Raw genomic sequence first — 23,362 nt, forward strand, 5'->3', positions numbered from 1 at the left:
GTATCGATGGCATCCACTAACCCAAGTTATTCACTCAACCCGCCTTCCGATCGCCTGCGCGAGCTTGCCGCTTTGATCCATCCCAGCCGGTTTGCCGGCCATCTTGATGGGCTCCTGTCGGCCGCCACAGTGCTGCAGTTGCAGAAGTCTCCGAGACTGCAGCAAAGACTGGTCGAATTGCTGCTAGGTAGTGAGCTGGTTTCGAACGGAACCGACTGGGGCAGGGACGTTCTGCTCGGGCATGATCCGCGTCGGGCGGCGCTGCTCGCTGGCAGTATCTGGCATGCCCGTTCGGTGCTGAAGCTTGTGTCAAGGCATGATGTAGCGATTCTGATCGAAAATATTGGTGCCGAAGCACATGCTTTCGCAATCCGGCACTTATCCAGCGCCGTCGCAACCACATCGATTGACGATCCGCAGAAGCTGGCGAGCCAGATTGAACATGACGGATGTGCCTGCCTTGGCGCTTGGCTCAAGGACGCATCAGAGCTTGACCGTGTGCGCGTTCTTTTCCGCTTACCTGTGGGGACCACCGCCGAATCCCCAGCAGCCGAACACCACAACTCAGCGGGTCAGTTACTGTCTTTGGTGGTGGCCCACTTGGCCACGGAGGAGCCAGCGGCATGACGGCCAACGAAACAGTCTTGCCAGATAGCCCGCGGATACGGCCGCTTGGTCCGCTCATACCAGCCGCGGAACTTGGCATCTGGTACGATGCGGTGCAGACGCGCGCGCTAGCCGAGCGATACCTGCGGCAGGTTCGCAGTTGGGCAAGGAAGGCCTATCAGCAGGAGCGGGAGCGCGGGCACTGCGAGGGTCTAAGGTCAGGCTCGGACGAAATGGCACAGCTGATTGCCCGAGCTGCTTCCGATGTGGCCCGGCGAAAAGCCGTTCTGCAACAGGAGTTACCACAGCTCGTCATTGAGATATTGACCGATTTGTTGGGCTCCTTTGATCCGGGTGAGATGTTGGTAAGGACCGTTCGTCACGCCGTCGAGAAAAGATATGGCAGCGCAGAAGTATGCCTTCACGTGTCTCCCGTGAACGCTGATGCACTAAGACATGAATTCCTGGCGTTCGATGGAACGAATGGTCGGCCGAAAGTCAGAATTGATCCGGACCCTGCCGTGGGGCCGGACCAGTGCGTTCTGTGGAGTGAGTTCGGCAGTGTCGATTTAGGACTTGCCGCGCAGCTCCGCACATTGCGTCTCGGCCTTAATCCATCTTCTCAGGAAAGCTATCCGTGACGACGCAACGATCAGGCCATGATCAAGCGGGCGGAGAAGGAGATGTGCATGCGGCGATAGCATCTCTGAGATTCGCAGCAAAGGATGTCGATACGCGTGCCGTGCGGGGACGGATCACGCGTGCGATCGGCACCTTGCTCCATGCCGTGTTGCCAGGGGCCCGTGTTGGAGAACTTTGCCTGTTGCAGGATCACGCTTCCGGATGGTCACTTGAGGCGGAAGTCATCGGTTTGCTGCCGGACGGGGTGTTGCTGACGCCCATTGGCGATATGATAGGCTTGTCCCACCGCGCGGAAGTGCTCCCGACCGGGCGCATGCAGGAAGTGTCAGTCGGGCCCGACCTGCTCGGCCGCGTGATCGATAGCTTCGGCCGTCCACTCGATGGCAAGGGGCCGATAAAGACGGTCCACACTTGTCCGCTCCGCGGCAAGGCGCCCAACCCGATGAGGCGGCGTGGCATCGAGCAGCCGTTTCCGCTCGGCGTTCGCGTGCTGGACGGACTTCTGACGTGTGGCGAAGGTCAGCGAATCGGAATCTATGGAGATGCCGGTTGCGGTAAGTCGACGCTGATGTCGCAAATTGTAAAAGGCGCGGCTGCCGATGTCACCGTGGTTGCGCTCATAGGGGAGCGTGGACGCGAGGTGCGTGAATTCATCGAACGTCATATTGGAGATGCCCTCGCTCGCACGATCGTTGTCGTTGAGACATCCGATCGATCGGCAATGGAGCGGGCGCAATGCGCTCATATGGCGACCGCACTCGCCGAGTATTTTCGTGATCAAGGGCTGCAGGTCGTTCTGATGATGGATTCGCTGACGCGCTTTAGCCGTGCGATGCGCGAAATCGGCCTGGCCGCCGGAGAACCTCCCACCCGGCGCGGCTTTCCTCCTTCCGTCTTTGCGCTGCTTCCTGGTCTGTTGGAGCGAGCCGGTATGGGCGAGCGGGGCTCGATCACGGCATTCTATACCGTGCTTGTCGAAGGTGACGGCACGGGCGATCCGATCGCCGAAGAGTCGCGCGGCATTCTCGATGGTCATATCATTCTTTCGCGCGCGCTGGCCTCGCGAGAGCATTTTCCCGCCATCGACGTGCTGTCGAGCCGAAGTCGTGTCATGGATGCGGTCGCCTCTGGTCCACATCGCAAGGCGGCATCCGCCTTCCGCGATCTGCTCTCGCGCTACAATGAGGCTGAGTTCCTGATCAAGGTCGGTGAATACAAGGCGGGCAGCGATCCACTGACTGATCGGGCAATCGAGTCAATCGAGGAACTGCGCGCATTCTTGCGCCAGGGACAGGACGAGCCGTGTAGCTTTGAGGAGACCGTTTCATGGATGTCGCGTCTGACGGCCTGAATCTCGTGCAAGCGTCAAAATTGCGGCTGGTGAAAGACATGAGAGAGCGAAGCGCGCTTCGTGAGTTGTCGAACATGGAAGACAGGCGCCAAATTGCGGTCGCAGCGCTGCAGCGAGCGTCTGAGAATCTCAAAGGCGCGGAGAATCGTCGCGCCAAGGCCGAAGCTGAACTTTATCAGGAGCTGGCGTCGCTCGAGATGGTGTCCGTGACCGAGCTCGATCGTCGCTGTCAACTCGTCCTTGGGCGGCTGGCGGCAGAGATCGAATCGGCACGCCAGGCGCGTGAGCAGGCGCGCATCGCGCATGAGCAGGCCCAGCGGGCAGTGAATGAAGCGCGGACCATATGGGCCAAGCGTTCGGCGGCGAGCCAGAAATGGCAGGAGATTGAGGGCGATGTCCAGCGCACTAGCGCTGTCCGTTCGGAGTTTGCAGCCGAAATCGATGCCGACGATGAGGTTTTGCTCCGATATCAGGCTGGTTCGCGCAGCCAGGCGGTCGGTGGCTCAAACTAATGGCTGGTTCTCTTATCACGTCGCGAGCTGCGCCCGCGGAACCTGTCGATAAATGCCATGGGTGAACCCGCACTATTTCAGCCAGCGGCAAAGCTGTCGCATAAAGTGGTCTCCTGGCTCAACGAGATCGCCGCACCGCGCACGGTTCTGCAGAGCCGCATTGGCGATAAGCCGCTATCGATCCGTATGAGCCGGCTTGTTTGGCAGGCCGAGCCATATGCCATATCGATGCTCGACTGCGTATTTTGCGCCGGAGGCGAGACCGCTGTGTTGTCCTTGCCCCGCCTTCTCGTCGAGGCACTGATTTCAACGGTCCAGGATGGCCTTACTTTACCTTCCGACCCAACCCGCTCGCTTCTTCTCGAACTTGCACTGGAACCTTGGCTCGCTCCATTAGAGATCGTGCTCGCGCGGAATTTGCAGCTGATCTGCGTCGAAGACGCAACGGCCAAAGACCCCTATTTGGAGTTCGACGTTACTTTCGGGCCGCTGGCGGCCAAGGCCCGCCTGTTCTTGTTCGCGCCTCTTGACGGTCTGGTTCCGTCTGCGTTTCGTGTCTTAGGCGAGTTGATCGGCCAATTACCGCGAGATTTAGGCAAGATTTCTTCGGAATTGCCGGTCGTAATTGCGACAGAGATCGGCTCGCTGCGCGCGCCCATCAAGCGTCTTCGCCAAGCACAGCCCGGCGACGCACTGCTGCCCGACGTCATTCCCTTTGCCCATGGCCAGCTCATCCTCGCTGCGGACAAGTTGTGGGCGCCGGCGCAGGTCGCGGGCGACAGACTTATCCTTCGGGGACCATTCCGCCTGCAGTCCCATCCTCTAAGGTATGCAAATATGACGATACGCCCCCAAGCTGAACAAGCAATCCCGCCCTCGGAAGCCGACATCGACAGTGTTGAGATCACGCTTGTGTTCGAATGCGGCCGCTGGCCCATCCCGCTGGGTACGTTGAGAAGCATCAACGAGGGGCATGTGTTCGAGCTTGGCCGGCCGGTGGACGGTCCGGTCGATATTGTTGCCAATGGTCAATTGATCGGCCGCGGCGACATCGTACGTGTCGGTGAAGCGTTGGGCATCCGGTTACGTGGCAAGTTGGCGGTCAATGGTTGACATTCAACCGAGCATCCTTGCGCTTGTTGCGGCGACCGCCGGCCTTGGCCTGCTGGCGTTCGCAGTTGTCACAACAACGGCGTTCATCAAGGTTTCCGTCGTTCTCTTCCTGATCCGCAACGCGCTCGGCACTCAGTCCATACCACCTAACATCGTTCTGTATGGTGCTGCATTGATCCTTACCGTGTTCATAGGCGCCCCAGTATTCGAGCAAACCTACAACCGCCTGACCGATACGCAACTTCGTTACCAAACCGCCGATGACTGGTTGACCGCCGCCAAGGAGGGCAGCGAGCCGCTGCGCGCCCATCTCAAAAAGTTCACCACTGAGGAGCAGCGCACGTTCTTCCTGTCGTCGACTGAACATATCTGGTCGGAGGAGATGCGCGCCAACGCAACAGCCGATGATTTTGCGATCCTCGTGCCGTCTTTTTTGATCTCGGAGCTTAAGCGTGCGTTTGAAATCGGTTTCCTTCTCTATCTTCCGTTCATCACGATCGACCTGATTGTGACGACAATTCTGATGGCCATGGGCATGTCAATGGTATCACCAACAATGATATCCGTTCCTTTCAAGCTCTTTCTGTTCGTCACAATCGACGGCTGGTCGCGGCTCATGCACGGATTGGTCTTAAGCTACGCATCCCCGGGGGGGTGAGATGGACGAGGCCAGCATCCTTACCCACCTGAGCCGATCATTAGTCCTGTTCATGATCTGGGTTCTACCGCCGCTCCTGGCAGCCCTCGTGGCCGGATTGGGTATTGGCATCGTGCAGGCAGCAACCCAGCTCCAGGATCAAACCTTGCCGCTTACCGTGAAGCTCCTCGTCGTCGTCGCCGTGCTCGTTCTGTTTGCCCCGGTCCTGAGCGCGCCGCTGATCGAGCAAGCCCAGCATATCTTCACTGAGTTCCCCGCGCTCACAGCGAGGTATTAGTGCGCGCGGAACGCAAGCCTGTCTAAGTTTCAGCTATAGCGTCGCGTTTGTTGGCCTTGATTGTGAACCACAAAAGGGCGAGTTCGTCAGCTTATCGAAAGCTCGCCTCACTATTATGAGACGGATAGACATCCGAACTGTCCTGTTCGGCTCTATGAGCCTGCCGTATTCGGAGGAAGAATGACCCCATTTGGAATTTCTATCCGTTCGATTCAGGTTTTTCTTACGATGTGATGGAATTACCTGCTGAGACCCGGTCCTCGATGCACAGCCTGGCGAGTTGTCGACGCAAGTGAACGGGCGAACCGCTTTGATTGCAAGCGGCCCCACGATTCTGGCGTTCTGGTGAATGAGCCTGCGAATGAAGGTGCCGCTCGAGACCGATCTCCATAGACTGAGAAATTGATGGAAGCTTCGAGGCCCTCAGATCACCAAACCGCGCTGCGGCCGGTGAGAGCCGAAAAAGCTTGGCTTGTAGGCCGCGCAGCGGCGCGATTTGGCCGGTGCTCTCATCGAATGGTTATACCTCTGCGCCGGATGGCTCTAGCTATATGGATGGTTGAAGCCGAAGTCATCTAGCTTGTGGGATGCGTGTCGCTCTGCAACCGCTGGGACACGAGGGTCGCTGATCTGCAGAGTTCTTGACGTCTCACATCATGTCGACGCGAGTGCGACGGTTGCATTGGCTGAAGCGAACGACGAGCTGAGCGCAAATGGATGTCTTGTCACCCACCGAGACGCAAACTCTGGTTCAGACTGCTGTCGAGTTCGTCGTTGCGGCCGGACTTGGCGCGGCCCGGGCCCTCGGCATTATGCTGGTTCTTCCGGTATTCACGCGACCGCACATTAGCGGGATTATCCGCGCAAGCGCGACGGTTGTGATTGGATTGCCTTGCTTGATGCAGATCAGGAACGGCTTGCAGACACTAGATCCGGGCACCCGTATGATTGCGGTCTCGCTCCTCGGTTTGAAGGAGATATTTATCGGCCTGCTGTTCGGTTTTCTGCTTAGTATACCGCTTTGGAGCATCCAGGCCGTTGGTGACATCATTGATACCCAGCGCGGCATCTCCAGCCAGGTGGACGATCCTGCGACACGCAGTCAAACCGCCCCGATGGGGCTCTTTCTCGGGACTGCCGCGGTTACGATCTTCGTTGTATCAGGAGGTCTGCAGACCATGGTCAAATGCCTCTATGGAAGCTATCTGATCTGGCCCGTGTATCGGCTGCTACCGCCCCTGACCCAGCAAGGGGCCATGGAGTTTATCGGGCTCCTCGACCATATCATGCATACGACCCTCGTGGTCGCCGGGCCCGTGCTGGCTCTGCTGCTTCTGATTGACGTATCCCTCATGCTGCTCGGACGCTTTGCGCCGCAAATCAAGCTGAACGATCTCTCTCCGACCATCAAGAATGCCGCCTTTGGCATCATCATGGTCAGCTACGCCGTTTTCCTGATCGAATATATGGGAGCAGAGATCATTCGGTTCAACGGCGTGCTGGAGTGGCTCGAGAAGTTCTTGAAATGAACGACACGGGCGAAGAGAAAAACCTTCCACCAAGTCACAAGAAGCTGAGGGACGCGCGTAAGAAAGGGCAGAGCCCGCGCAGCGCCGACTTTGTGACCGCCGCAAGCCTTTGCGCTGGTTTCGGCTGCCTGTGCTTCAGGGCCGGCCCGATCGAAGACGGATGGCGCGAAGCCGTGCGGCTCATCGACAAGCTGCAGGAACAGCCCTTCAACAGTGCGGTCCGGCAGGCGTTGCTCGGATTGATGGACCTTTCTATAGCAGCCGCGGCCCCCATCCTAGGTGCGGCGGTGGTTGCGGCGATTCTGGCCGGTGTCTTGGCCGGCGGCGGGCTGACGATTTCGGTTGAGCCGCTTAAACCCAGCTTTGAGAAATTGGATCCCGTCAAAGGGCTGAAGCGGATTGTCTCCCAGCGGTCGGTTGTCGAGCTTGGAAAGTCTATCGTCAAAGTTTTGGTTCTTGGCGCTACGTTCGTTTTCACTGTGCTCGCAAGTTGGAGGGCACTGGTATACTTGCCCGTTTGCGATTTGAGCTGCTTTGGTTTTGTCTTTAAAGAGCTCAAAGTGCTGATCGCGATCGCTGCCGGCGCTCTTCTGATTGGCGGCTTGGCTGATCTGCTCATTCAGCGTTGGTTGTTCTTGCGCGACATGCGCATGACGCAGAGCGAAGCCAAGCGCGAGTCCAAGGAACAGGATGGTAATCCGCAGATCAGGGGTGAACACCGCAGGCTCCGCCGGGAGTCGGCGAACGAGTCTCCGCTTGGCGTCCATCGGGCGACAGTGATACTGACGGGGCGAGCGACGTTGATTGGGCTGCGCTACGTTCGGGGCGAGACCGGCGTCCCGGTATTGGTGTGCCGCGGTGAGGGCGAAACGGCTTCACAGTTACTGGCGGAGGCCCGCGCCCAACGTCTGAGCATTGTCGAGGATCATGTGTTGGCGCATCAGTTGATCCGAAAAGGTGCGATGGGCAAGGCCGTTCCGATGGAGTGTTTCGAGAGGGTTGCAAAGGCAGTCTTTGCCGCCGGCCTCGTTTAGCGTCGCGCAAAACAGCGATGCGCTCAAATCTGTGGTCAACGACCCAACTGTCCCAGAACCTGATCTGCAAGCAGCACGATCCCAAGAAAAGGACCGAGCAAAGATTGGATTCCAGGAGGCTCGTCGGCCGATTCCAAAACTGATATGGACCAGAATGCCAACCGACGTTCATGCTGCTCGGGTCTTACGAGCCGCTTATTGGGTTTCTGGCGCAACCCTGTTATGGGTTTCATCCTCCAAATTGCTCCTATTGCCCACCGTCGTTGCCCCACGTGCGGTGATGGGAAGCACTGCACGATCACCACTGGTCGGCATGACAGCGTGATTGCCTAACAAGTCGCCAGGATCATTGATCATGACCGCGAGGTTATTCCGGACTGAGCAGCCAAGGGTTGGATTGAACGAATTGTCGTTCACCGTAGGACCGACGATGGAGAGCAAGGGGCAGACCGGAGGATGAGCTTCGAAAGTGATCGCTTCGATCCTCACCCCGGAACGAGCCGGCAAATCCACACGAGAAGCGGACAGGCGGATGTTGTAGGTGGCAACGCCCATGGCGCGAGCCTCGTGGGCCACCTGTGCAATGAGTCTGGGTGGGCCGATGACACCCACATGGAGGGCGTCCCGCCGGCCGCGACTGGTCGCTGCAATAAAGCTTCGCAGCCGATGCCGTTCGGGGCCACGAAGGCTCTGCAGGAACAGCACGCTACTCTTCTGCTCGACCTGGATCTCTTGGTCGGCCGGCGCGGGCTGGATCGAGGCAGTATTTGCGCAGCCCCCCAATGTTGCTCCAATAACGATCGGGTAGCACAGATGTCGCAAAGTCATTTGGCGATCCTCATTCGATAATAAAGCCGGCGCTGCCGGTCAATCCTGGTGCGCTGGCGCGAGGCGCATCGCGCTCTCGCGGCGGCCGGGCCACCGTGTTCGTCAAAATCCGCCCCGCGTCTGAGGGCGGTGAGATGCGGTCGCTCGGCGCACTCATCCGGTTCGGATTCGGTCCGGGCCGCACGATGTAGGGCGTGACAATAATGACCAGCTCGGTTTCACGTTTTTGAAACGATGAGGAGCGAAAAAGTGCGCCCAGGATCGGCACATCGCCGAGCCAGGGAAACTCGCCGATATCAGTGTTGAAGTTGCGCCTGATGAGGCCGCCGATTGCAAAGCTCTGACCGCTGGCGAGCTCGACCACGGTGCTCGCCCGCCGAGTCGAGAGGGCAGGGACCGCCATGCCATTGATTTTGACTTCGCCTTCGCTCGACAGTTCGCTGACTTCGGGCTTCACACGGACATTGATCTGATTATTGTTGAGAACCGTCGGAACGAACTCGAGGCTCACGCCGAACTGACGAAATTGGACCGAAACCTGCCGGTTGTCCTGCATCACCGGAATGGGGAATTCGCCGCCGGCGAGGAAGCTTGCGGCTTCGCCGGACATCGCCGTCAGATTCGGCTCAGCCAGGATTGAGGCGAGGTGCTCGCTTGCGAGAGCGTCCAGAACAGCGCTCAAGTTGGTGTTGCCGGCGCTAAACCCAATCCCGATCGTGCCGCCGCCGCCGGCTGCGCCGGACCCTCCCCCTTTGCCGGTGACAAGGAAAGCGCCGTTTGGGCTCGAGGCGGTGAAGTTGATGTTGAGATCCTTGACGGCGGTGCGGGAGACCTCTGCCACCCGTACGCTGAGATTCACCTGTAATGAGCCGGCGACCTGGATCTTGTTGACAACCAGCGCGCCAGCCCCAAGAAACTGCTCAGTGACCTTCCTGGCGGTCTCGACGACCTCGGCATTAGGCGCCGTACCGCTAAGGATCGCGCCGCGCGGGGTATAGCTGACCTGAATCGGATAGTCGCCGACCTCGGCCTTCAGCGCGGCCCGCAGATCCTCGATCGGTTGGGTGACGACAACACGCAGCTCGGCGAGAGCCTCTCCGTTGTCGTTTAGGGCGAACAGGCTAGTCCGTCCCGATTTTTTGCCAAACACGAAAATCGTGGTGTTCGACGGCGCCTGATAATCCGCAATGGCCGGGTCGGCGATAAAAATGCTCGCAGCCGGTCCGGTCAGATGAACTGTCTTGCCCTGTGAGGAGGTAAGGTTGAGCGTGCCGGTGGTGCTGCCAGGCGCCGCACGTGGCGGTTCTCCTTTGCCATCTCGCTTTGCCTGAGCTGCGGCAGCAAGCGGAAGTAGCAGAGCGACTGCGCACAGGGCGTAGCAGAGGCGGGGAAAAGCGGCATAATGCGAGCCGCTGGCGACCATCGACGGCCCATCAGCGCCGGCGTCATTGTTAACGAAGTTCAAGGAAGTGCTGCTTTCAAGTTCGCTAGGCAGCCGATGCTGCGCCGATGAGTTCAAGGGTGTAGCCGACACCGCGCGCGGTCTTGATCCTGAGCGTTGCTCCCGCCTGGTTCAAATGAGCTCGTAAGCGGTAAATCCCGACTTCCAGCGCATTGGTCGAGACCTCGTCGTCAAATGCATACAAGCTTTCTTCGAGCGCTGTGCGGGGCACGGTACGGCCCGCGCGGTTGAGCAAATGTTCAAGAATGCACACTTCGCGGCGCGCAATTCTCAGTATTCGACCACCGACAGAGACTTGTCTCGCGATCGGATCGAAATGCAGATTCCCGAATGTGACGACCGGCGCGGTCATTTGCGTTGACCGTCGCAAGATGGCCCGCATGCGAGCAATGAGTTCGTCGATCGACACAGGCTTGGGTAAGAAATCATCCGCGCCAGCATTGAAGGTCGCGATTCGCCGGCTGAGATCATTGAGACTGCTCATCATCATTGCCGGCATTGATCGTCCTTCGCGCCGCAACTGCTTCAACCAGTCCAAACCATCTCCATCGGGCAAGACGGATTCGAGCAGTATCATGTGGTAGTTCGCGCAATCCAACGCGGCCGACGCCTCATCCAGCGTCCGCGTCACGTCGACGGCGAACCCGCAATTCAGCAGCGCCTCCTTTACGACGCGGCCAAAGTCCGCATGATGATCAACCAGGAGAATTCGCATTCACCGCCTCTCGTCCATCCTCGGCAGGACTTGAGCGTGTCACGCTTGACCAGAAGGTTCGGCGGAACCCAGAGGATGCCCCTTTGGCGTGAATTCGAAAAGCCATGCGCGATACGCAAGAGCTTGTTGGCAGGCAGCCAATGTCTGCACGTCCATCGTCAGCGAATAGGCGGCGGCCTGCGGCGGATGGTTCGAGCCCGCGGCGCGGCTCAAAATCTCCCTTACGCCGGCAAGAGATCTGCAATCTCTCACGAGGCTGAGGGCCCTGGCGATGTGCTGATTCGTCTGCGGGCCGAGCATAGCGGTGGCCGCATGCATTGCGCGAACGCCTGCAGCGGCAGTCGCGCCACATCGGCGGAGCAAAAGGAAAACGCAGGCGAGAGCGGTTGTATTTGCCACCGAACGGACTTGCGAAACCGACATTGGAACTCCCAAATCGTCTTGATCCGCGGTCAGTCCTGCAAGGCCGTTGAGCCTGTAGTGTCGTCAAGTCACCACGATACAAGTTTTCCGCGTTGAAGATAGTTCACGCGCTATGCGTCGGACAATGGGCTGTAAAAGGCCGAGATACGACGCAACGATCAACACGCCCATCGGCGGTTAGACATTGTCTCGCTAGCCGGTGATGGCCAAACAAGGCGTCAACCGTCCTCAAGCTCGGTCGCTTCCGAGATCTTCTCCGCGCCAGCCGAGCGAGGGCTGCCAAGGAAGGACAAATCGAGCCTGGCATTGCTGTCGCGCATTGTCTGGGCTGGTGACGCCGACTCCATTTCGTCAGACGGCCTGAACAGCGCGAGAACGATCTAGTCTCGAGCTTGGACTCAGCCTGTGATCGGTAGCGCGATCGCTCGCGTTGTTCTTGTGCGCTGGATGCTGGTCTGGCTGCGAAGAACACGCTTCGTCCTGCGCTCACAGAGCCGATTAACGATGCAAGCTCTGAATCGGAGCAGTCGAGTAGTGTCACAAGGCGCATCGGCCGAGCATTGAGGTTCTGAAACGTTCGCAATTTGTTGCTACCTGTCACGAAGAGTTCACGCGAGTGGAGTCTGTCGCGAGACTGTCGGAAATCCTACAATCTGACGCTGGGTCAGATTCAAGTGTCTTTAAGGACTCTTTGTATCGGTGCCATCAACATCGGAATCCTTGTGAGGCAATGATGACACAGTGCGGCCATGCCGTCGGGCTGTGCGAGGGTCAATCTCGCTCCGTCCAAGGTCGTCAGCATTTGTCCGTCCAATCAAGCGTAGCGCCAGAACGCCTTGAAGCGCGCGAAGAGGCAGTCGTTCGGCTATGACGCCAAGGTCGGCCAATCCGATCCGCCTCATACTCGGCAATTTAGTGGGAAAACCGTGGCGGGGGCAGGACGTCGATGTGACGCGCAGGACCTAACGTCCGAGATGCAGACTGCCGATCGCGCGAGCCAAGTTGTTCGGCAAGGGGCTGAGGAGAGAATCGATTGCCAGACGTCATCTTGAATGCGGTCTCCATACATTGCGATCGACTATGAGGCCTTTGGGTATGTTCGGCAAAATCGATTGTTTTGATGGAACGCATCCAGGTTGCGGATCGGCTGTAGGTTAATAGCGCTGCTTGCTACGGGTGAGTGAATGAATGATGCGATCAGAGCCGAAACACTGTTGGTTGACGGCGCTATCATTTCAGAAGGAGTGAGCTAACGCGAGGGATGCTGCGCTTTCAGCAGCTTACCTCACCAAATCCGCCTGCCAGCCCCCTGAGGGCGGCTAAACAATTCCTGCCGCCGAATATCACATGCATCCAAGATGCCGCGATGTCCCAACGAGCGAAAAGGGAAGAGGGGACAAGGTCGGTGTCCTCCCGACCTTCATTCGTAGGCGTCTACCGCGGTACGGCTCGATCAGCGCCTTGAACGGCCCGTCGGTCGCCCCCGATTACGATTCATCTGTTGTGCATGAGGCGGAGCTGATGCGCCGCTTTTCAGTTCTTCGTCGGAGGTCATTTTGATGCTTGATCGCCAACAAACCTGCCAAATGGCGCGATCGACCGTCTAGTCATTACTCTCGCGCTTGTAGGGATTTGCTTCGCTACTGGTGCGGTAGCTTTCCAAATTGCCTCCAAGGAACAGGCGCTCGGTTTCCCGGGTCGGCGTTCTGCCCAGCGAGCACATCAGATCGACATCCCTATCGATGTTGTCCTGATCCTCGACGTTCATTCCAAGCCCAATGCTACTCAGCACGTCGTCGGGCGTCCAGACAGCGGTCTTCGGCACAGTATAGGTGTGTAGCATTTCCGCATTGTTGGCAATCGCTCGCGCCCACGGATCGCGAGAGACGACGAGCTTTGACGGATCTTCGACTAACGATACGAAGGGTGAGGCTGTTGTCTTCCCCCGCATATGCCAACCAGCTTGGCGGGCCCGGTCCATCGGATACCGCTCCAGAGGATCTCCAACGGAAGAATGATCCCGAGCCGTGTTGCGGACATGAGATATTGCACTCGTGTTCTCTTCCGTGTGAGGCTTGCAATCAGTGTCCTGATTTTGAAAGCGCCGCAGTGTGACATATGACGACCCCGCTACGTCGTCGAATACGCGATCTCGATCAATGGCACCTTCGGTCGCCGATGACCAACGTGCTGCTTGCTGCTCGGCAAGTTCGATCTCGTTCCGAAGTGCTTCAAGAGTTGCACCTGTCAGTGTTGCGGCAAGTTGAGCGCGCGCACTGACGAATGATGCGGCTAGATAGCGACTGGGTCCCGAGGCCGCCTCGTTTGGCGCAGATGAGGGCGCGGTGCTCGCGGAACCTGCTGCTAAGGAGACTGACTCCGAGGTTGGGTAAAGCGCATCCAAGTCGTCTCGAGCCAAGTCATTCAGCTGCTGCTCAAAGTTTGCTTGAGCTTCTGAACTTGTCGGTGCGCTGTTTTGGGCGCTAAGCTCGTCCTGCTGTCTACCGACGTGGTGCGGCTGCTGAACCTCAAAGGAATCGTCTGGGGCATTCCGCTGATCAACATTCATCCCTCTCTCTCCCTTCGAAGTGCCGGCTGTCGGCATGGATTGTTGCAGGTGCAGCTTTCGAGAAGCTGACGGACCGGAAAGAGGCCATTTAGCTTAAGCGCTGCCTTGTGGCTTCTGGCACTGCTGATTCGATTAGGTTGAGATCGGGGGGCGTCGACCGCCGCGAAGCGTTCGCTCCACCACCTCATTGCGGACGCCTCGCCTCGAGCAGACAGTCCTTGAGACTAAGAAGGACAAGCGAGCGGATGCGCCTGATCGAGTGATTCTTTCGTAGATCGTGTGCAGATGTGACGGCTGCATCTTCTCGCTCGTTAGGCCTGCTGTGGACCAGCGCGACCGCTCGTCGTTTTGTGTTCCAAACGGCCGACCATCAAACGAATCGTTCTAGTCGACGCCCGCGAGCCGAAGCCCCCCAGAAAACCTGACCTACGAGGTTGTGATGTCGGAATAGCCGTCACAACCACTTGCGCCTGATTGCGGCAGGCTGCTTTTGTACAGGCGTGAGCGCGTTTGCTGAAAGAAAGCCAAACAACTTGCGAGCACGACATCTTGAAAAACGTAAGCTGTGGTACTTATCGAGGGAGAAGAGCATATGAAGATTACCGGCAAAGGACTGACGATCCTGTTGTCCTTGCTTTCGGTCGCGAGCGTTAGCGCGCTGGCGAGAGCCGATGAGCCCTCGCCGAAATACACCGAGGTGCTCAATGCCCTGCAGGCGGGAAAGAATGTGAAGCTCATACTGGACATGAGCCGCTGTAACCCCGCGGAGGGTGGCAAGCCTGCATCGGCGACGCAAGCCGGTCTGGTTATCAATGCATTCAGGGTGACGGTCCAGAACGGAATCAGCTTCGCCAATGCTCACCAAACGGTCGACAGCTCTGGACATGCCGTGACCGAGTACATCCGCCATAGCCTCAGCCGCGAAGGCAAGCTGACGGTGCGAGCCTCGAAGCTTGTGGTCGGAACCACCGAACTCGTGAACCAGGGCGAATTCATCTGCGAACTGCCGGATGGCGCAAAGTTCATCTGGTAACGAAGAGCACAGAGAAGAGGGGGCGCTCCGAAGAGTTGATCCTTTAATCGTGTAGAGACCTTCGCAGTATGACACGGATCCTTTCGATCTCAGGGAAGCTCAGAGGTTTTCTGGCCGCCCTTTTCGTCTGGGAAGGATCGGGTTGCGCCAACTTGCTACTGTTCGACCAAGGTAAGTCATGAGGGCCGTCGATCTCCATTCGATCTCAGCGATTGGAGGATCGACGGTTCGGGCTGTCATCATATGGGTTCGAGCCAAGGCTTCTCAGTTGAACGCTCCAGATGAGCTGGGCAAGGTACGTCCCCACGCCGTCCGCGGTCCTTTTGGGGAGTGTATTTCCAAACGATCAAGTGGTGATTTCGGATGAGCTCGTATCTTTCATCCCGCGTCTTTTGGGGGTCTTTCACTTGAAACTTCCGTGCTGCCGAATGCAGCCGGCAAGGTGATTGAACCATCCCGCCTAAGATCATGCTGTGAATGGCCGCTAGGGGTTTGCTCACCGCCGACGCGGTTCTGACGAAAATAAGCGATCCGACGTGGATTCGGGAGCTTGAGCGGCTGCCCGAGGTGCTGACAGCATATCGTTCAGCCAAATTGCGGCCGATGGAAGAGAAGAACGCGGCCACCGGGTAGACTTTCAGCCGTGTAGGGCTCGCCGTGGATCAAAAAGCAGGTCATGGGGACGCCCTGGCTCGGCAGAAGGCCCAGGTTTTGGAGCATGTCAATCACGAGAGGCGAAGCTTCTTGCGGGCCGTGCCTCCAGTCGTGGCCGAACAACTCTCCGAGTTCAGGCACTTGCGGGAGCGGGTGATGGCCCGAGACGGGCGCGGCGGGCGGCAGTTGGAGGTTTGGGGCCTGCAATTCGAACCAGGAGGGCCGATCAAACCCAGATGCGAGGCCGTAGGTATGCGGGGGAGCCGTCGGCGTCACGAGCGCAGCGTCACTCCTCGAAGCGAACCTTGGGTGATGGATGAGTTGAACGTCATTGGATCCTCTCGGCCCCAGCACGGCCGTATATCGTTCGCCGCCAATCTCATAGTTGATGAACGGATATTCCGCATTAGGCAAGAAGTCCCACTTGCCCAGCTCGGAAAGCATCATGTCGGGAGCCAGCTGGGTGCGATGGGAAAAATCGTTGGGCACTGCGAATGAAACGTCAAATGTATCGCCAACAGCCGGAGAGCGCAGATGGATGAGCTGAAGATCGCTACGCCCACGCGGTCCTAACACGCCCGTATAGCGTTCACCGTGAATGTCGTAAGTCTTTACCCACTTTGCTGCATCCGGCATCTGACCCCAGCGGCTGAGCTTGGAACGCATCATGTCCGGCGCGGGCTGGGTGCCATGGGAAAAATCTTCGGTAACGGCCAAAGAGGCGTCGAAGTTCTCGCCGGCGGTCTCCGCATCTTGATTCATCATCCGTCCAAAGTCTTTTTCAGAGGCGAGACCCTGCGGCCGTGAGCTGGGCTGCCAAATCACGGCATCGAAAGGATCCGCTCCGCCGGCGCTATGGGTTGTCGCCTCCATTGCCGTCCATAACTTGGATGCCTCCAGACCGAAAGCAGGCGCAAACCGGCCTCGATCCGCAGCATCGAAAAGCTCTTGCTGGGCGACACTTTGCACGTGCGAATGGGTGACTGAGCCGGCGGTTGGCCAACGCACCGGTGCATCGTGGGATGTCGTCGGCAAGCCCTCGCGATCGCCAGCACCTAGAAGCTGTTCTCGGGCGACATCTTGCACGGGCGAGTAGGCGGCCGAACTCATGCTCGGCCAAAGCACCGGTACATTGACTGGCGGCAGGCCCTCGCGATCGGCGGCATCTAAAAGCTCTTCCTGGGCGACACTTTGCACCTGCGAGCGGGTGACCGAACTCGTGGTTGGCCAAAGCAAGAGTTCATCGAAGGACGCCGCTGCCAGGCCCTCGCGATCCGCGGCATCGAAAAGCGCTTCCTGAGCAAAGCTCTGCAGGGGCGAGGGGGCGGCGGCACGCATTCCCTGCCAAAGTACCGGCGCATCGAAGCTGGCAGGTGGAGGCACATCGTTTTGGTGCACAGCGTCGAAAAGCATATCCTGGGCGACAAGCTGCGCCGGAGAACGAGCGGTTAAACCCATTGCCTCCCAAAACTGCTGAGCATTGAAACCGCCCGTCGGCAATGAGCCGTCCGCGTTTCCTAAAGGCTCATCACGTTCGAGAAGCTGGACGGGCAAATCGGCGGCCGGCTGCATTGACTGGCGCGAGGCGCTCCCGTAAGTCGGCGAGTTGTCCCGCCCCGCGAGTCGGCGGTAGTCATTCAGCCTGTTCAACGCATAGATGAGTTTCTTGTCCTTCGGAAACAAAGCATCGGCATGGCCAAGCAACGCTTTGTGGCTGAGCTTAGCAATCGACAAGGGGCGCAGTGCTGTCGCTAGCTTGCGAAGACTGCTAGCGTAATTTCCGGCGGTTTTTGCGTCCATTGCTCGACCAAAGCCCGCCTCGGTCGCCTCTCTGATGAGGTTGGCGTCTTCCTTGGACGGACGATAATGTGTTGTGGGGGGCGGAGCGGTATCGCTTGGCTCCCGGTACCTACTCACCATTGACAATGCAGAGAAGATGACCTTGTCTTCTGGCAGTAGCTTCTTGGAGCGCTCGAGCAATGTGTCGTCATCGAGCTCAGCAATCGAGTGACCAGACTGCTTCAGCAGATCTGCCAATTTGCGAAGCCGACGGTCATAGATTTCAATGGTAATCGCCTTTGGCGGTGGGCCTCGGTCAAGGGCAGCACCAGACGCTGCTCGGATGAGGCGATCGTCTTCTTCGGTGATGTCATAAAGCCCACTATGGGAATATACCGGGCCGAGCTGCCGCACCTCTCGCAAGTGTTGCTCGAATACCGCTTGCGGTTCTTTGGGCTGTTCAACCGTGGTATCTGATGCAGCGGAATCTTTATACGCTGGGTTGATCGCGTTGTATCGATCCATGCTGCAGTCCGCTGGCTTCCTTCCTCGTTCTTTCGCTACTCACGTTAGCTTTCCAAAACCTGACCTGGCCGGGCGGAAAGTTAGAATGAATATTGGTCGGCAAGTGCCTTTTCGAACCCGACGACGAGTGCGGCGAACGTAAAGACGGTACAGGCTTCGGCTGAAATTCTGGTTTTCCAGGTGCAGTACGCGGCCAGCTCCCCCGATGGCCAGCTCGGCCGGAGCATTATAGGCGGAGCGAAGGCTGCTTTCGATTTTCCGAGCATCGGAAACAGCCAAATTACCTTGCTAAGCCTCCACCCTCAATCTTCTTTCCCTGACTTTCTGTATGGATTCGATGCGCTAGCGGTCCGATAGTCATCCAGATTCCCGCCCAGAAACAGTACCTCGCGCTCCTCAGTTGGGGTATCGCTCACCCAGGCCAGGTCGGGTTCATCATCCTCAGTCCCGTCCTCAAGAATACTGACGATCTCCTCGGCCGTCCAAGCGGTGATCCTCGGCACCGTGTACGTGTGCAACTCATTGGCATTTTCCGCGATCACTTTGGCGCCATACTCGTTGTCGTCGTCCGGCGAGAGGAGCAGTCGTGAGGCCTCCTCGGACAGTGACACAAAGGGCGAAGAACTGGTGTCGCCCCTCATGTGTTCTGCCGCTGCGCGACCCAGATCAAGTCGTTGGCCTCCCCAGATATTCCAGGGGGCGGCGTCGAAACGCGAAGCCGCCATGGAACGCAAATGGGCCATCGCACTTTGATTGGCCAACCCGCGCGGCTTGCAATGGCTGGCGTGGTTTTGAAAGCGCTGCAGCTCCAAGTATGAGGATGCCACCACGTCGTCGTAAACGCGGCTACTATCCACGCCGCCAGCCGACGGTCCAGTCGCTCCTGACCATGGTGTTGATGTCTGCGCAGCGAGTTCGATTTCTCTTCTGAGTTCCGCAATGTTCGCGCAGGTCAGCGTTGCGGCGAGCTGAGCGCGCGCTTTTACAAAGGATGCGGCTGTGCACCGTTCGTTCTTCGGGATAAGGTCCGCTCTCCTATTGCCATCCGTTGCAGTTCGGGTCGATCCAGCCCCGGCTGAAGCTGGTGCTGGGAGGACTGGCCGATGCTCTCCAAGCCGCAGCTCAAAGTCTGCTTGCGCGGTCTCTTCCTGTTGCGGCTCGACGTAACTCATGCGAGCGGCGGACGGGTTGACGTTGTCAAATGGGTCCATTCCCTTCTCCCATTGGTGGCCTTGTCAATGTCGTTCGAACAAAGTTGGTCCGATAAGGATCAGAAACCGAGGCGGGCGCAAATCTCGATAAAATTGCAGCGGATATGGTTCTCGAACGGGTCGGTATGTTGAGGGCGTACGGATGGGGCTGACCCAGGATCCAGGTCCTTCTCTTCCAGAACTTGAGCCATCAAGTGGGCCGCTGTCCGGATAGAGATGTTGCTATGCTAGAGGGCCTAGCTGTCGAACAGCTGACCAGGCTCATTGCTTCAAGTAAATTCCGAGGGCGATCTTGCAGCGCCCTCTCCTCGGTGAACTCCGGCAGCAGCACTTTGCCGACGAAGCCTCCTGACGCACGGATCATCACCGTGTTGCGTCGCTGGTGGTGATAACGAAACGGCCGCAGCCCGCAGCGGCGGCAAAGCGCCAAGAACAGGTGCCGCGACCATTGGTCGGAAAGTGAGAATTGCTGTTCGATCGGCGGATCGTGGCGAGCGAGCTCCTCGACCCGGGCACGCACCCGCTGTAGCGCAGCTTCCGCCGCAAGGCGCTCACCAGCAGTTCCGGTACCCGCGAACAACGCCTCGATCTTCCGAAGCTTCTCGCGCAGCTGCGACTCGCTGGTCATTCTGATCCCAGTTGCCCGCTCCGAACCGGGATCACCCCATCACCGCGTGCCTGCGGCGTCAATCATCCCGACAGCGCTATCCAGAGCATTCCGCGCGAGTCAAGGCCCGGCACGGTGAGCTTCCCGTGACGCTCACGAATAATCCAGTACTGGTGGACGATTCTACACAGTGCATCGCAAGCAGTTTCTGCGAGAAAACCGGCAGTCTGCAGCCGATATCCTGAGCTGGATCTATCGCGGTCAACTCTTCAAGGCCATGGTCTTAAACCGAGGTTCGTGCCTCCCTCTGCGATCATGTCTCGGACCTTCGCGTTTAAGGCGAGAGTACAAGACAAACGATGCCGAGCCGATTACGCGCTGGCCCCACAACGAATCCTAGTTCGTCGAGCACCTGTACATGGACCGTTTCCAGGTGCCATCTGACTTCAGATAATCAATCAATTGCAAACATCTAATTGGCCCGGGGGCGCAAAGCGTCCGCGGTGCCAAAATCGGGGAGGGGTGTTCAGATCCTCCCGCGGGTTTCAGGTCTTGACGCCTAGCGCCCAATCCTTGGCAGCATACCAACATCGTCCCTTTGCCCGTTGCTTCCAATAGAGCGTCGAAACGTTTTGCCATCCCCTGGAGGCAAGAGCCCTCCTCAACCGTCTTTCCTCGGACGATTCGACAGCAGTATCGCTGCCCTCAGCGAAAACAAATGACACTTCGCGTAATGCCTGCGCTTCAAACTCTTTTCTCCGACGTCTGACGAGCAATGCAACCGCATGCATCGCATGTCGCCCTACAAACCGCGCTTCCCGTTCGGGAGTTCCAAGAGGAAATAAAAGGCGTCCGCCCTCTTTCAGATTGTCGACCCAGGTGACGGCTGGTCGGATTACAGCAAAATTGACGTAAATGAGATCGGCCAATGGAAGTGCGCAGTTCTTGCCATCGGCATTCAAAACCTCAACGTTCCTCCAAGGTCTCAGGTTCTCCTTTGCGAATTTTGCCAATGACTTGTCGTATTCGATAGCCAACACTCGCCCCTTTTTGCCGACAAGTTCGGCAAGAATGGCGCTGAAATAGCCCGCTCCCGCACCTGCGTGGACAACGGTTGCCCCCGTTAGCGGTCCGACTTTGTGCATCATCCACGCGTGCAGCGACGGACTACCGTTGTTGACGCCACGCTTTGGATCAAGGGAGATGACAACATCTTGGTAGAGGAGTGAGGGGTCGTTCGCATGCAAACGCAAATGAGGCGCCCATGGAGTCACCGCGTGCCACCGACGGCCCCCAAGAAAGTGTTCTCGCGGAACAGTCGCAAATGCCTTTTCTAATCTCTTGTCGCTATCTGCTCCGGCCAGCGCCAGTACCTGCCGGGCATACAGTTGTCTTACTTCGCGGATATTCATTCCTCTACCCTTAGTGTCGCCAAACGTGGCGGATGCAAACATGCACCTGACCTTAGATCATAAATGTAGGGTAAGATCTCGTAGTTAATCGAAATCAAATGATTTTGAGTTCTTGAGGTGACCTCGTTGGTGCTTGTCACATCTTAGTTCGATCTCAGAAAAGACGATGGTAGTCGGACCGCCCGCCAGTTCGCGCGAGAGTATGTACGACTGCCTCATCAACTCGCCCGCCGCGATGGCGCTCTGATTTCGGACTTTGCACGCCCGCCTTCGCTCACATCGAAGGTGGTCCGCAGGAGTGTGACGGCCTCTCGCCTTGCGTTGGGCACCACCACTATTCCCGTTCAACATCCTCGAGCATGGCGTTGTAGAGCATCGCCCCGGTCACGCGCTTCTTCAGCTTGGTCTTCTCGTCCTCCAACGCCTTAAGCTGCTTGGGTCTGACCGCCTCCTGTTCCCATAGAATCCCGATGATCTGCTGGCCCGTGAAACTGACTTGACTTCATTGGGCCGTCCCTTCCCAACTGATGGGGCTCTACCCATTCTTGGAGGTTCTCGCGAGGCTCAGACCATCTACAATTCATCATGGCCGAAATGGCCAAAACGAGGCCCGCAGAAAAGATAGGAGCTAGCAAATGGGCTCATCAGTACCAAACCTGATCCTCAAAACCGACTACGCCACACCAGCAGAAGAAACGGTTTTGGAACTCCACATGGACATTCCCCTTTCTTCCGAGGAGACAGGCAGAATCCGGCAGTTCCTCGCAGAGAATAATTGGAAGGCGCTGAAGGACTATGTCGGAAATTCAAGGCCCCAACTTCGCTCTCTCGTATCGGAATGGATCGACAAGACAGAGGATCGCAAGCTTGGTAAGGTCGTTTCGCTGAAGAGCAATGCGTCGTAAGTATCCATGTCTCATTGCCGCCTGCTACCGCCACAATTTTGCGGCGGTAGCAGCTGAGGAGTAGCTCAGTGCTGCGCCTTTCTGATTGCGATCTGACGATAGAGCGTCGAGCTGAAATTCGAGCGGCATTCCAAGCATCCGGTTTCGCGAGGATAATGGATTTTCTGCCGCCTGACGCAGCCGCGGCTGTGTCGGAAGCTCTCCAATTGTTCGACGCATGGTCGGTTGTATCTATCGCCCCGGATGGAACGCCGGTCTGTCTCGACCGCAAGGATTGGGAGCGCCCTCGTCCTGACGGGCGCCAGCCGTACAGTTCCAATGGATCATTCCAGTATCTGTTCAAGAGCTATCCGCTCGTGGAACGACTGCGGGACGATTGCGCCACCGGTGTTCTTCGCACAATTGCTGAATACCTAACTAGCGCGAAATTCCGACGAATCGTTGCGGATGCGACCGGGCATCGCGAGTTTATCCATATCGACGGGTTTGCTTCGCGCTTCGAAGCCGGACATTTTCTAACAACTCATACCGATAAGCAACCACCTGGAACACCGGGAGTTCGAAAGGTCGCCTACTCTCTCAACCTCACAACTCGATGGAGCAATGACTGGGGTGGACAGACTTGCTTCTGGAGCGATCATGATCCACCCATATGTGTTCCACCGACTTACAATACCCTCTTGTTGTTCGCGGTGCCGCGGCCACATTCCGTACTATATGTGCCTCCCTATGCGCACGGCGCCCGACTCGCCCTTACCGGATGGCTACATGAATGAGGCTGTATTCATCCGACGCGGACGGACTTCGCGATAGAGACGAAGGAACGTCTCGTGGTTCAAGGCAAGTCCCTTGAAGCGCATCGACACCTGCATACGAACATAGCTGTGACCTGCCACTGCGTATCTCCAGATGGAGTTAGAGTCCGGCCTGAAGAAGGATGGACAGATGAAGCGAGCAAGGTTCACGGAAGAGATGGGGTATTCGGTCCCGATCGCCTGACCTATTTGCCGCGCGGCACGTTTTGACTGACGATCTGGACCCATTCCATCAAGGAGGAAAAGTCATGATCTACGTCGGCCCGGATGTTTCGCTGAATTCGGTTGCGATATGTGCGGTGGACGAGATCGGAAAGAACGACGAGGGCGGACGCGCCATCGATTGTGCAGTACCTCGAACCATGGGCAGGTCAAGTTGAACGGGTAGGCCTCGAGGCAGGACCGACATCAGAATGGCTGACCGCAAATCTAATCGAACTGGGACTGCCGGCCGTCAGTTTGGAAGCCCGCCAGGTTAAGGCGGCACTTTCAGCCATGCCGGTGAAGACCGATCGGAACGACGCCTGTGGGATCGCGCAGGTAGTGAGAACGGGATGGTTCAAGCCTGTTTACGTCAAGAGCATCGGCCGCCAACGGGGCGCGGACGCCGGTGAGGGCGCTGATGAGTGGGGTTGAGTGTGAGAGAAAGGCGTCCGGTTGCATCGCGGTGGTCCTTCGAGAATGAGTGTGTTGCAACGTAAA

22 protein-coding genes are annotated in these 23,362 nt (G+C 57.9%); 13 read left to right on the forward strand and 9 right to left on the reverse strand.

The genetic code is table 11. From position 1 onward, the window contains the following. Positions 1–6 precede the first annotated feature (6 nt). The 9 genes from MTR72_RS21725 to MTR72_RS21765 all read left to right on the forward strand — a co-directional run bounded on the left by MTR72_RS21725 (position 7) and on the right by MTR72_RS21765 (position 7,722). Positions 7–627: a nodulation protein NolU gene (locus tag MTR72_RS21725; protein ID WP_341510936.1), complete on the forward strand. Its 621-nt coding sequence runs from the start codon at positions 7–9 to the stop codon at positions 625–627. Then, a complete protein-coding gene (gene sctL, locus MTR72_RS21730; RefSeq protein ID WP_341510937.1) occupies positions 624–1,247 on the forward strand; it encodes a type III secretion system stator protein SctL in 624 nt (207 codons plus the stop codon). Before MTR72_RS21725 ends, sctL begins: the two co-directional genes overlap by 4 nt. Next, positions 1,244–2,599: a type III secretion system ATPase SctN gene (sctN, locus tag MTR72_RS21735; RefSeq protein WP_341510938.1), complete on the forward strand. Its 1,356-nt coding sequence runs from the start codon at positions 1,244–1,246 to the stop codon at positions 2,597–2,599. Before sctL ends, sctN begins: the two co-directional genes overlap by 4 nt. Next, entirely contained in the window at positions 2,575–3,111 is a 537-nt protein-coding gene (locus MTR72_RS21740) for a hypothetical protein (protein ID WP_280968691.1), read from the forward strand. Before sctN ends, MTR72_RS21740 begins: the two co-directional genes overlap by 25 nt. Positions 3,112–3,168: 57 nt before the next feature. Next, complete coding sequence (gene sctQ, locus MTR72_RS21745) at positions 3,169–4,224, forward strand: type III secretion system cytoplasmic ring protein SctQ (RefSeq protein WP_341510939.1); 1,056 nt, start codon at positions 3,169–3,171, stop codon at positions 4,222–4,224. Further along, on the forward strand, positions 4,217–4,882 hold the full coding sequence (gene sctR / locus MTR72_RS21750; protein WP_341510940.1) for a type III secretion system export apparatus subunit SctR: 666 nt from the start codon (positions 4,217–4,219) through the stop codon (positions 4,880–4,882). The genes sctQ and sctR overlap by 8 nt, the downstream gene beginning before the upstream one ends. A gap of 1 nt (position 4,883) precedes the next feature. After that, complete coding sequence (locus MTR72_RS21755) at positions 4,884–5,159, forward strand: EscS/YscS/HrcS family type III secretion system export apparatus protein (RefSeq protein WP_025038819.1); 276 nt, start codon at positions 4,884–4,886, stop codon at positions 5,157–5,159. A gap of 713 nt (positions 5,160–5,872) precedes the next feature. Beyond that, on the forward strand, positions 5,873–6,688 hold the full coding sequence (sctT, locus tag MTR72_RS21760) for a type III secretion system export apparatus subunit SctT (RefSeq protein WP_341510941.1): 816 nt from the start codon (positions 5,873–5,875) through the stop codon (positions 6,686–6,688). Then, a complete protein-coding gene (locus tag MTR72_RS21765; RefSeq protein WP_280968694.1) occupies positions 6,685–7,722 on the forward strand; it encodes an EscU/YscU/HrcU family type III secretion system export apparatus switch protein in 1,038 nt (345 codons plus the stop codon). The genes sctT and MTR72_RS21765 overlap by 4 nt, the downstream gene beginning before the upstream one ends. Before the next feature lie 195 nt (positions 7,723–7,917). Here MTR72_RS21765 and MTR72_RS21770 read toward each other — a convergent pair whose 3' ends face one another. The 5 genes from MTR72_RS21770 to MTR72_RS21790 all read right to left on the reverse strand — a co-directional run bounded on the left by MTR72_RS21770 (position 7,918) and on the right by MTR72_RS21790 (position 13,719). Beyond that, positions 7,918–8,550 carry a CpaD family pilus assembly lipoprotein gene (locus MTR72_RS21770; RefSeq protein WP_341510942.1) on the reverse strand — a complete coding sequence of 211 codons (633 nt, stop codon included), beginning with the start codon at positions 8,548–8,550 and terminating at the stop codon, positions 7,918–7,920. A 10-nt stretch (positions 8,551–8,560) separates the two neighbouring features. Continuing rightward, positions 8,561–9,973: a type II and III secretion system protein family protein gene (locus MTR72_RS21775; RefSeq protein ID WP_280970869.1), complete on the reverse strand. Its 1,413-nt coding sequence runs from the start codon at positions 9,971–9,973 to the stop codon at positions 8,561–8,563. 64 nt (positions 9,974–10,037) lie between these two features. Beyond that, on the reverse strand, positions 10,038–10,727 hold the full coding sequence (locus tag MTR72_RS21780) for a response regulator (protein ID WP_280968696.1): 690 nt from the start codon (positions 10,725–10,727) through the stop codon (positions 10,038–10,040). 39 nt (positions 10,728–10,766) lie between these two features. Continuing rightward, on the reverse strand, positions 10,767–11,045 hold the full coding sequence (locus MTR72_RS21785; RefSeq protein WP_280968697.1) for a hypothetical protein: 279 nt from the start codon (positions 11,043–11,045) through the stop codon (positions 10,767–10,769). A gap of 1,708 nt (positions 11,046–12,753) precedes the next feature. Then, on the reverse strand, positions 12,754–13,719 hold the full coding sequence (locus tag MTR72_RS21790) for a hypothetical protein (protein ID WP_280968698.1): 966 nt from the start codon (positions 13,717–13,719) through the stop codon (positions 12,754–12,756). Between the two features lie 592 nt (positions 13,720–14,311). On the opposite strand from MTR72_RS21790, the gene MTR72_RS21795 reads away from it, so the two are divergent. Beyond that, positions 14,312–14,752 (forward strand): VirK family protein, encoded by a 441-nt coding sequence (locus MTR72_RS21795; protein ID WP_280968699.1) that lies wholly within the window; start codon positions 14,312–14,314, stop codon positions 14,750–14,752. A 585-nt stretch (positions 14,753–15,337) separates the two neighbouring features. On the opposite strand, the gene MTR72_RS21800 is transcribed toward MTR72_RS21795, so the two are convergent. From MTR72_RS21800 to MTR72_RS21815, 4 genes are all read right to left on the reverse strand, one after another. Further along, positions 15,338–17,710, reverse strand: a complete 2,373-nt coding sequence (locus MTR72_RS21800) for a hypothetical protein (protein WP_341510943.1) — start codon at positions 17,708–17,710, stop codon at positions 15,338–15,340. A 302-nt stretch (positions 17,711–18,012) separates the two neighbouring features. Further along, positions 18,013–18,921, reverse strand: a complete 909-nt coding sequence (locus tag MTR72_RS21805; protein ID WP_280968701.1) for a hypothetical protein — start codon at positions 18,919–18,921, stop codon at positions 18,013–18,015. Positions 18,922–19,111: 190 nt separating this feature from the next. Further along, positions 19,112–19,549, reverse strand: coding sequence for a hypothetical protein (locus tag MTR72_RS21810; RefSeq protein WP_280968702.1), 438 nt, complete (start codon positions 19,547–19,549; stop codon positions 19,112–19,114). Positions 19,550–20,073: 524 nt separating this feature from the next. Then, complete coding sequence (locus tag MTR72_RS21815) at positions 20,074–20,982, reverse strand: protein-L-isoaspartate O-methyltransferase family protein (RefSeq protein ID WP_280968703.1); 909 nt, start codon at positions 20,980–20,982, stop codon at positions 20,074–20,076. 593 nt (positions 20,983–21,575) lie between these two features. Between MTR72_RS21815 and MTR72_RS21820 the strand changes: the two genes are divergently transcribed. The 3 genes from MTR72_RS21820 to MTR72_RS21830 all read left to right on the forward strand — a co-directional run bounded on the left by MTR72_RS21820 (position 21,576) and on the right by MTR72_RS21830 (position 23,040). After that, on the forward strand, positions 21,576–21,845 hold the full coding sequence (locus MTR72_RS21820; protein ID WP_280968704.1) for a hypothetical protein: 270 nt from the start codon (positions 21,576–21,578) through the stop codon (positions 21,843–21,845). 68 nt (positions 21,846–21,913) lie between these two features. Then, a complete protein-coding gene (locus MTR72_RS21825) occupies positions 21,914–22,621 on the forward strand; it encodes a 2OG-Fe(II) oxygenase (protein WP_280968705.1) in 708 nt (235 codons plus the stop codon). Positions 22,622–22,908: 287 nt separating this feature from the next. Then, entirely contained in the window at positions 22,909–23,040 is a 132-nt protein-coding gene (locus MTR72_RS21830; RefSeq protein ID WP_280968706.1) for a hypothetical protein, read from the forward strand. Positions 23,041–23,362: the final 322 nt, after the last annotated feature.

The sequence above is a fragment of the Bradyrhizobium sp. ISRA442 genome (genome assembly GCF_038085055.1).
Taxonomy (GTDB): Bacteria; Pseudomonadota; Alphaproteobacteria; order Rhizobiales; family Xanthobacteraceae; genus Bradyrhizobium.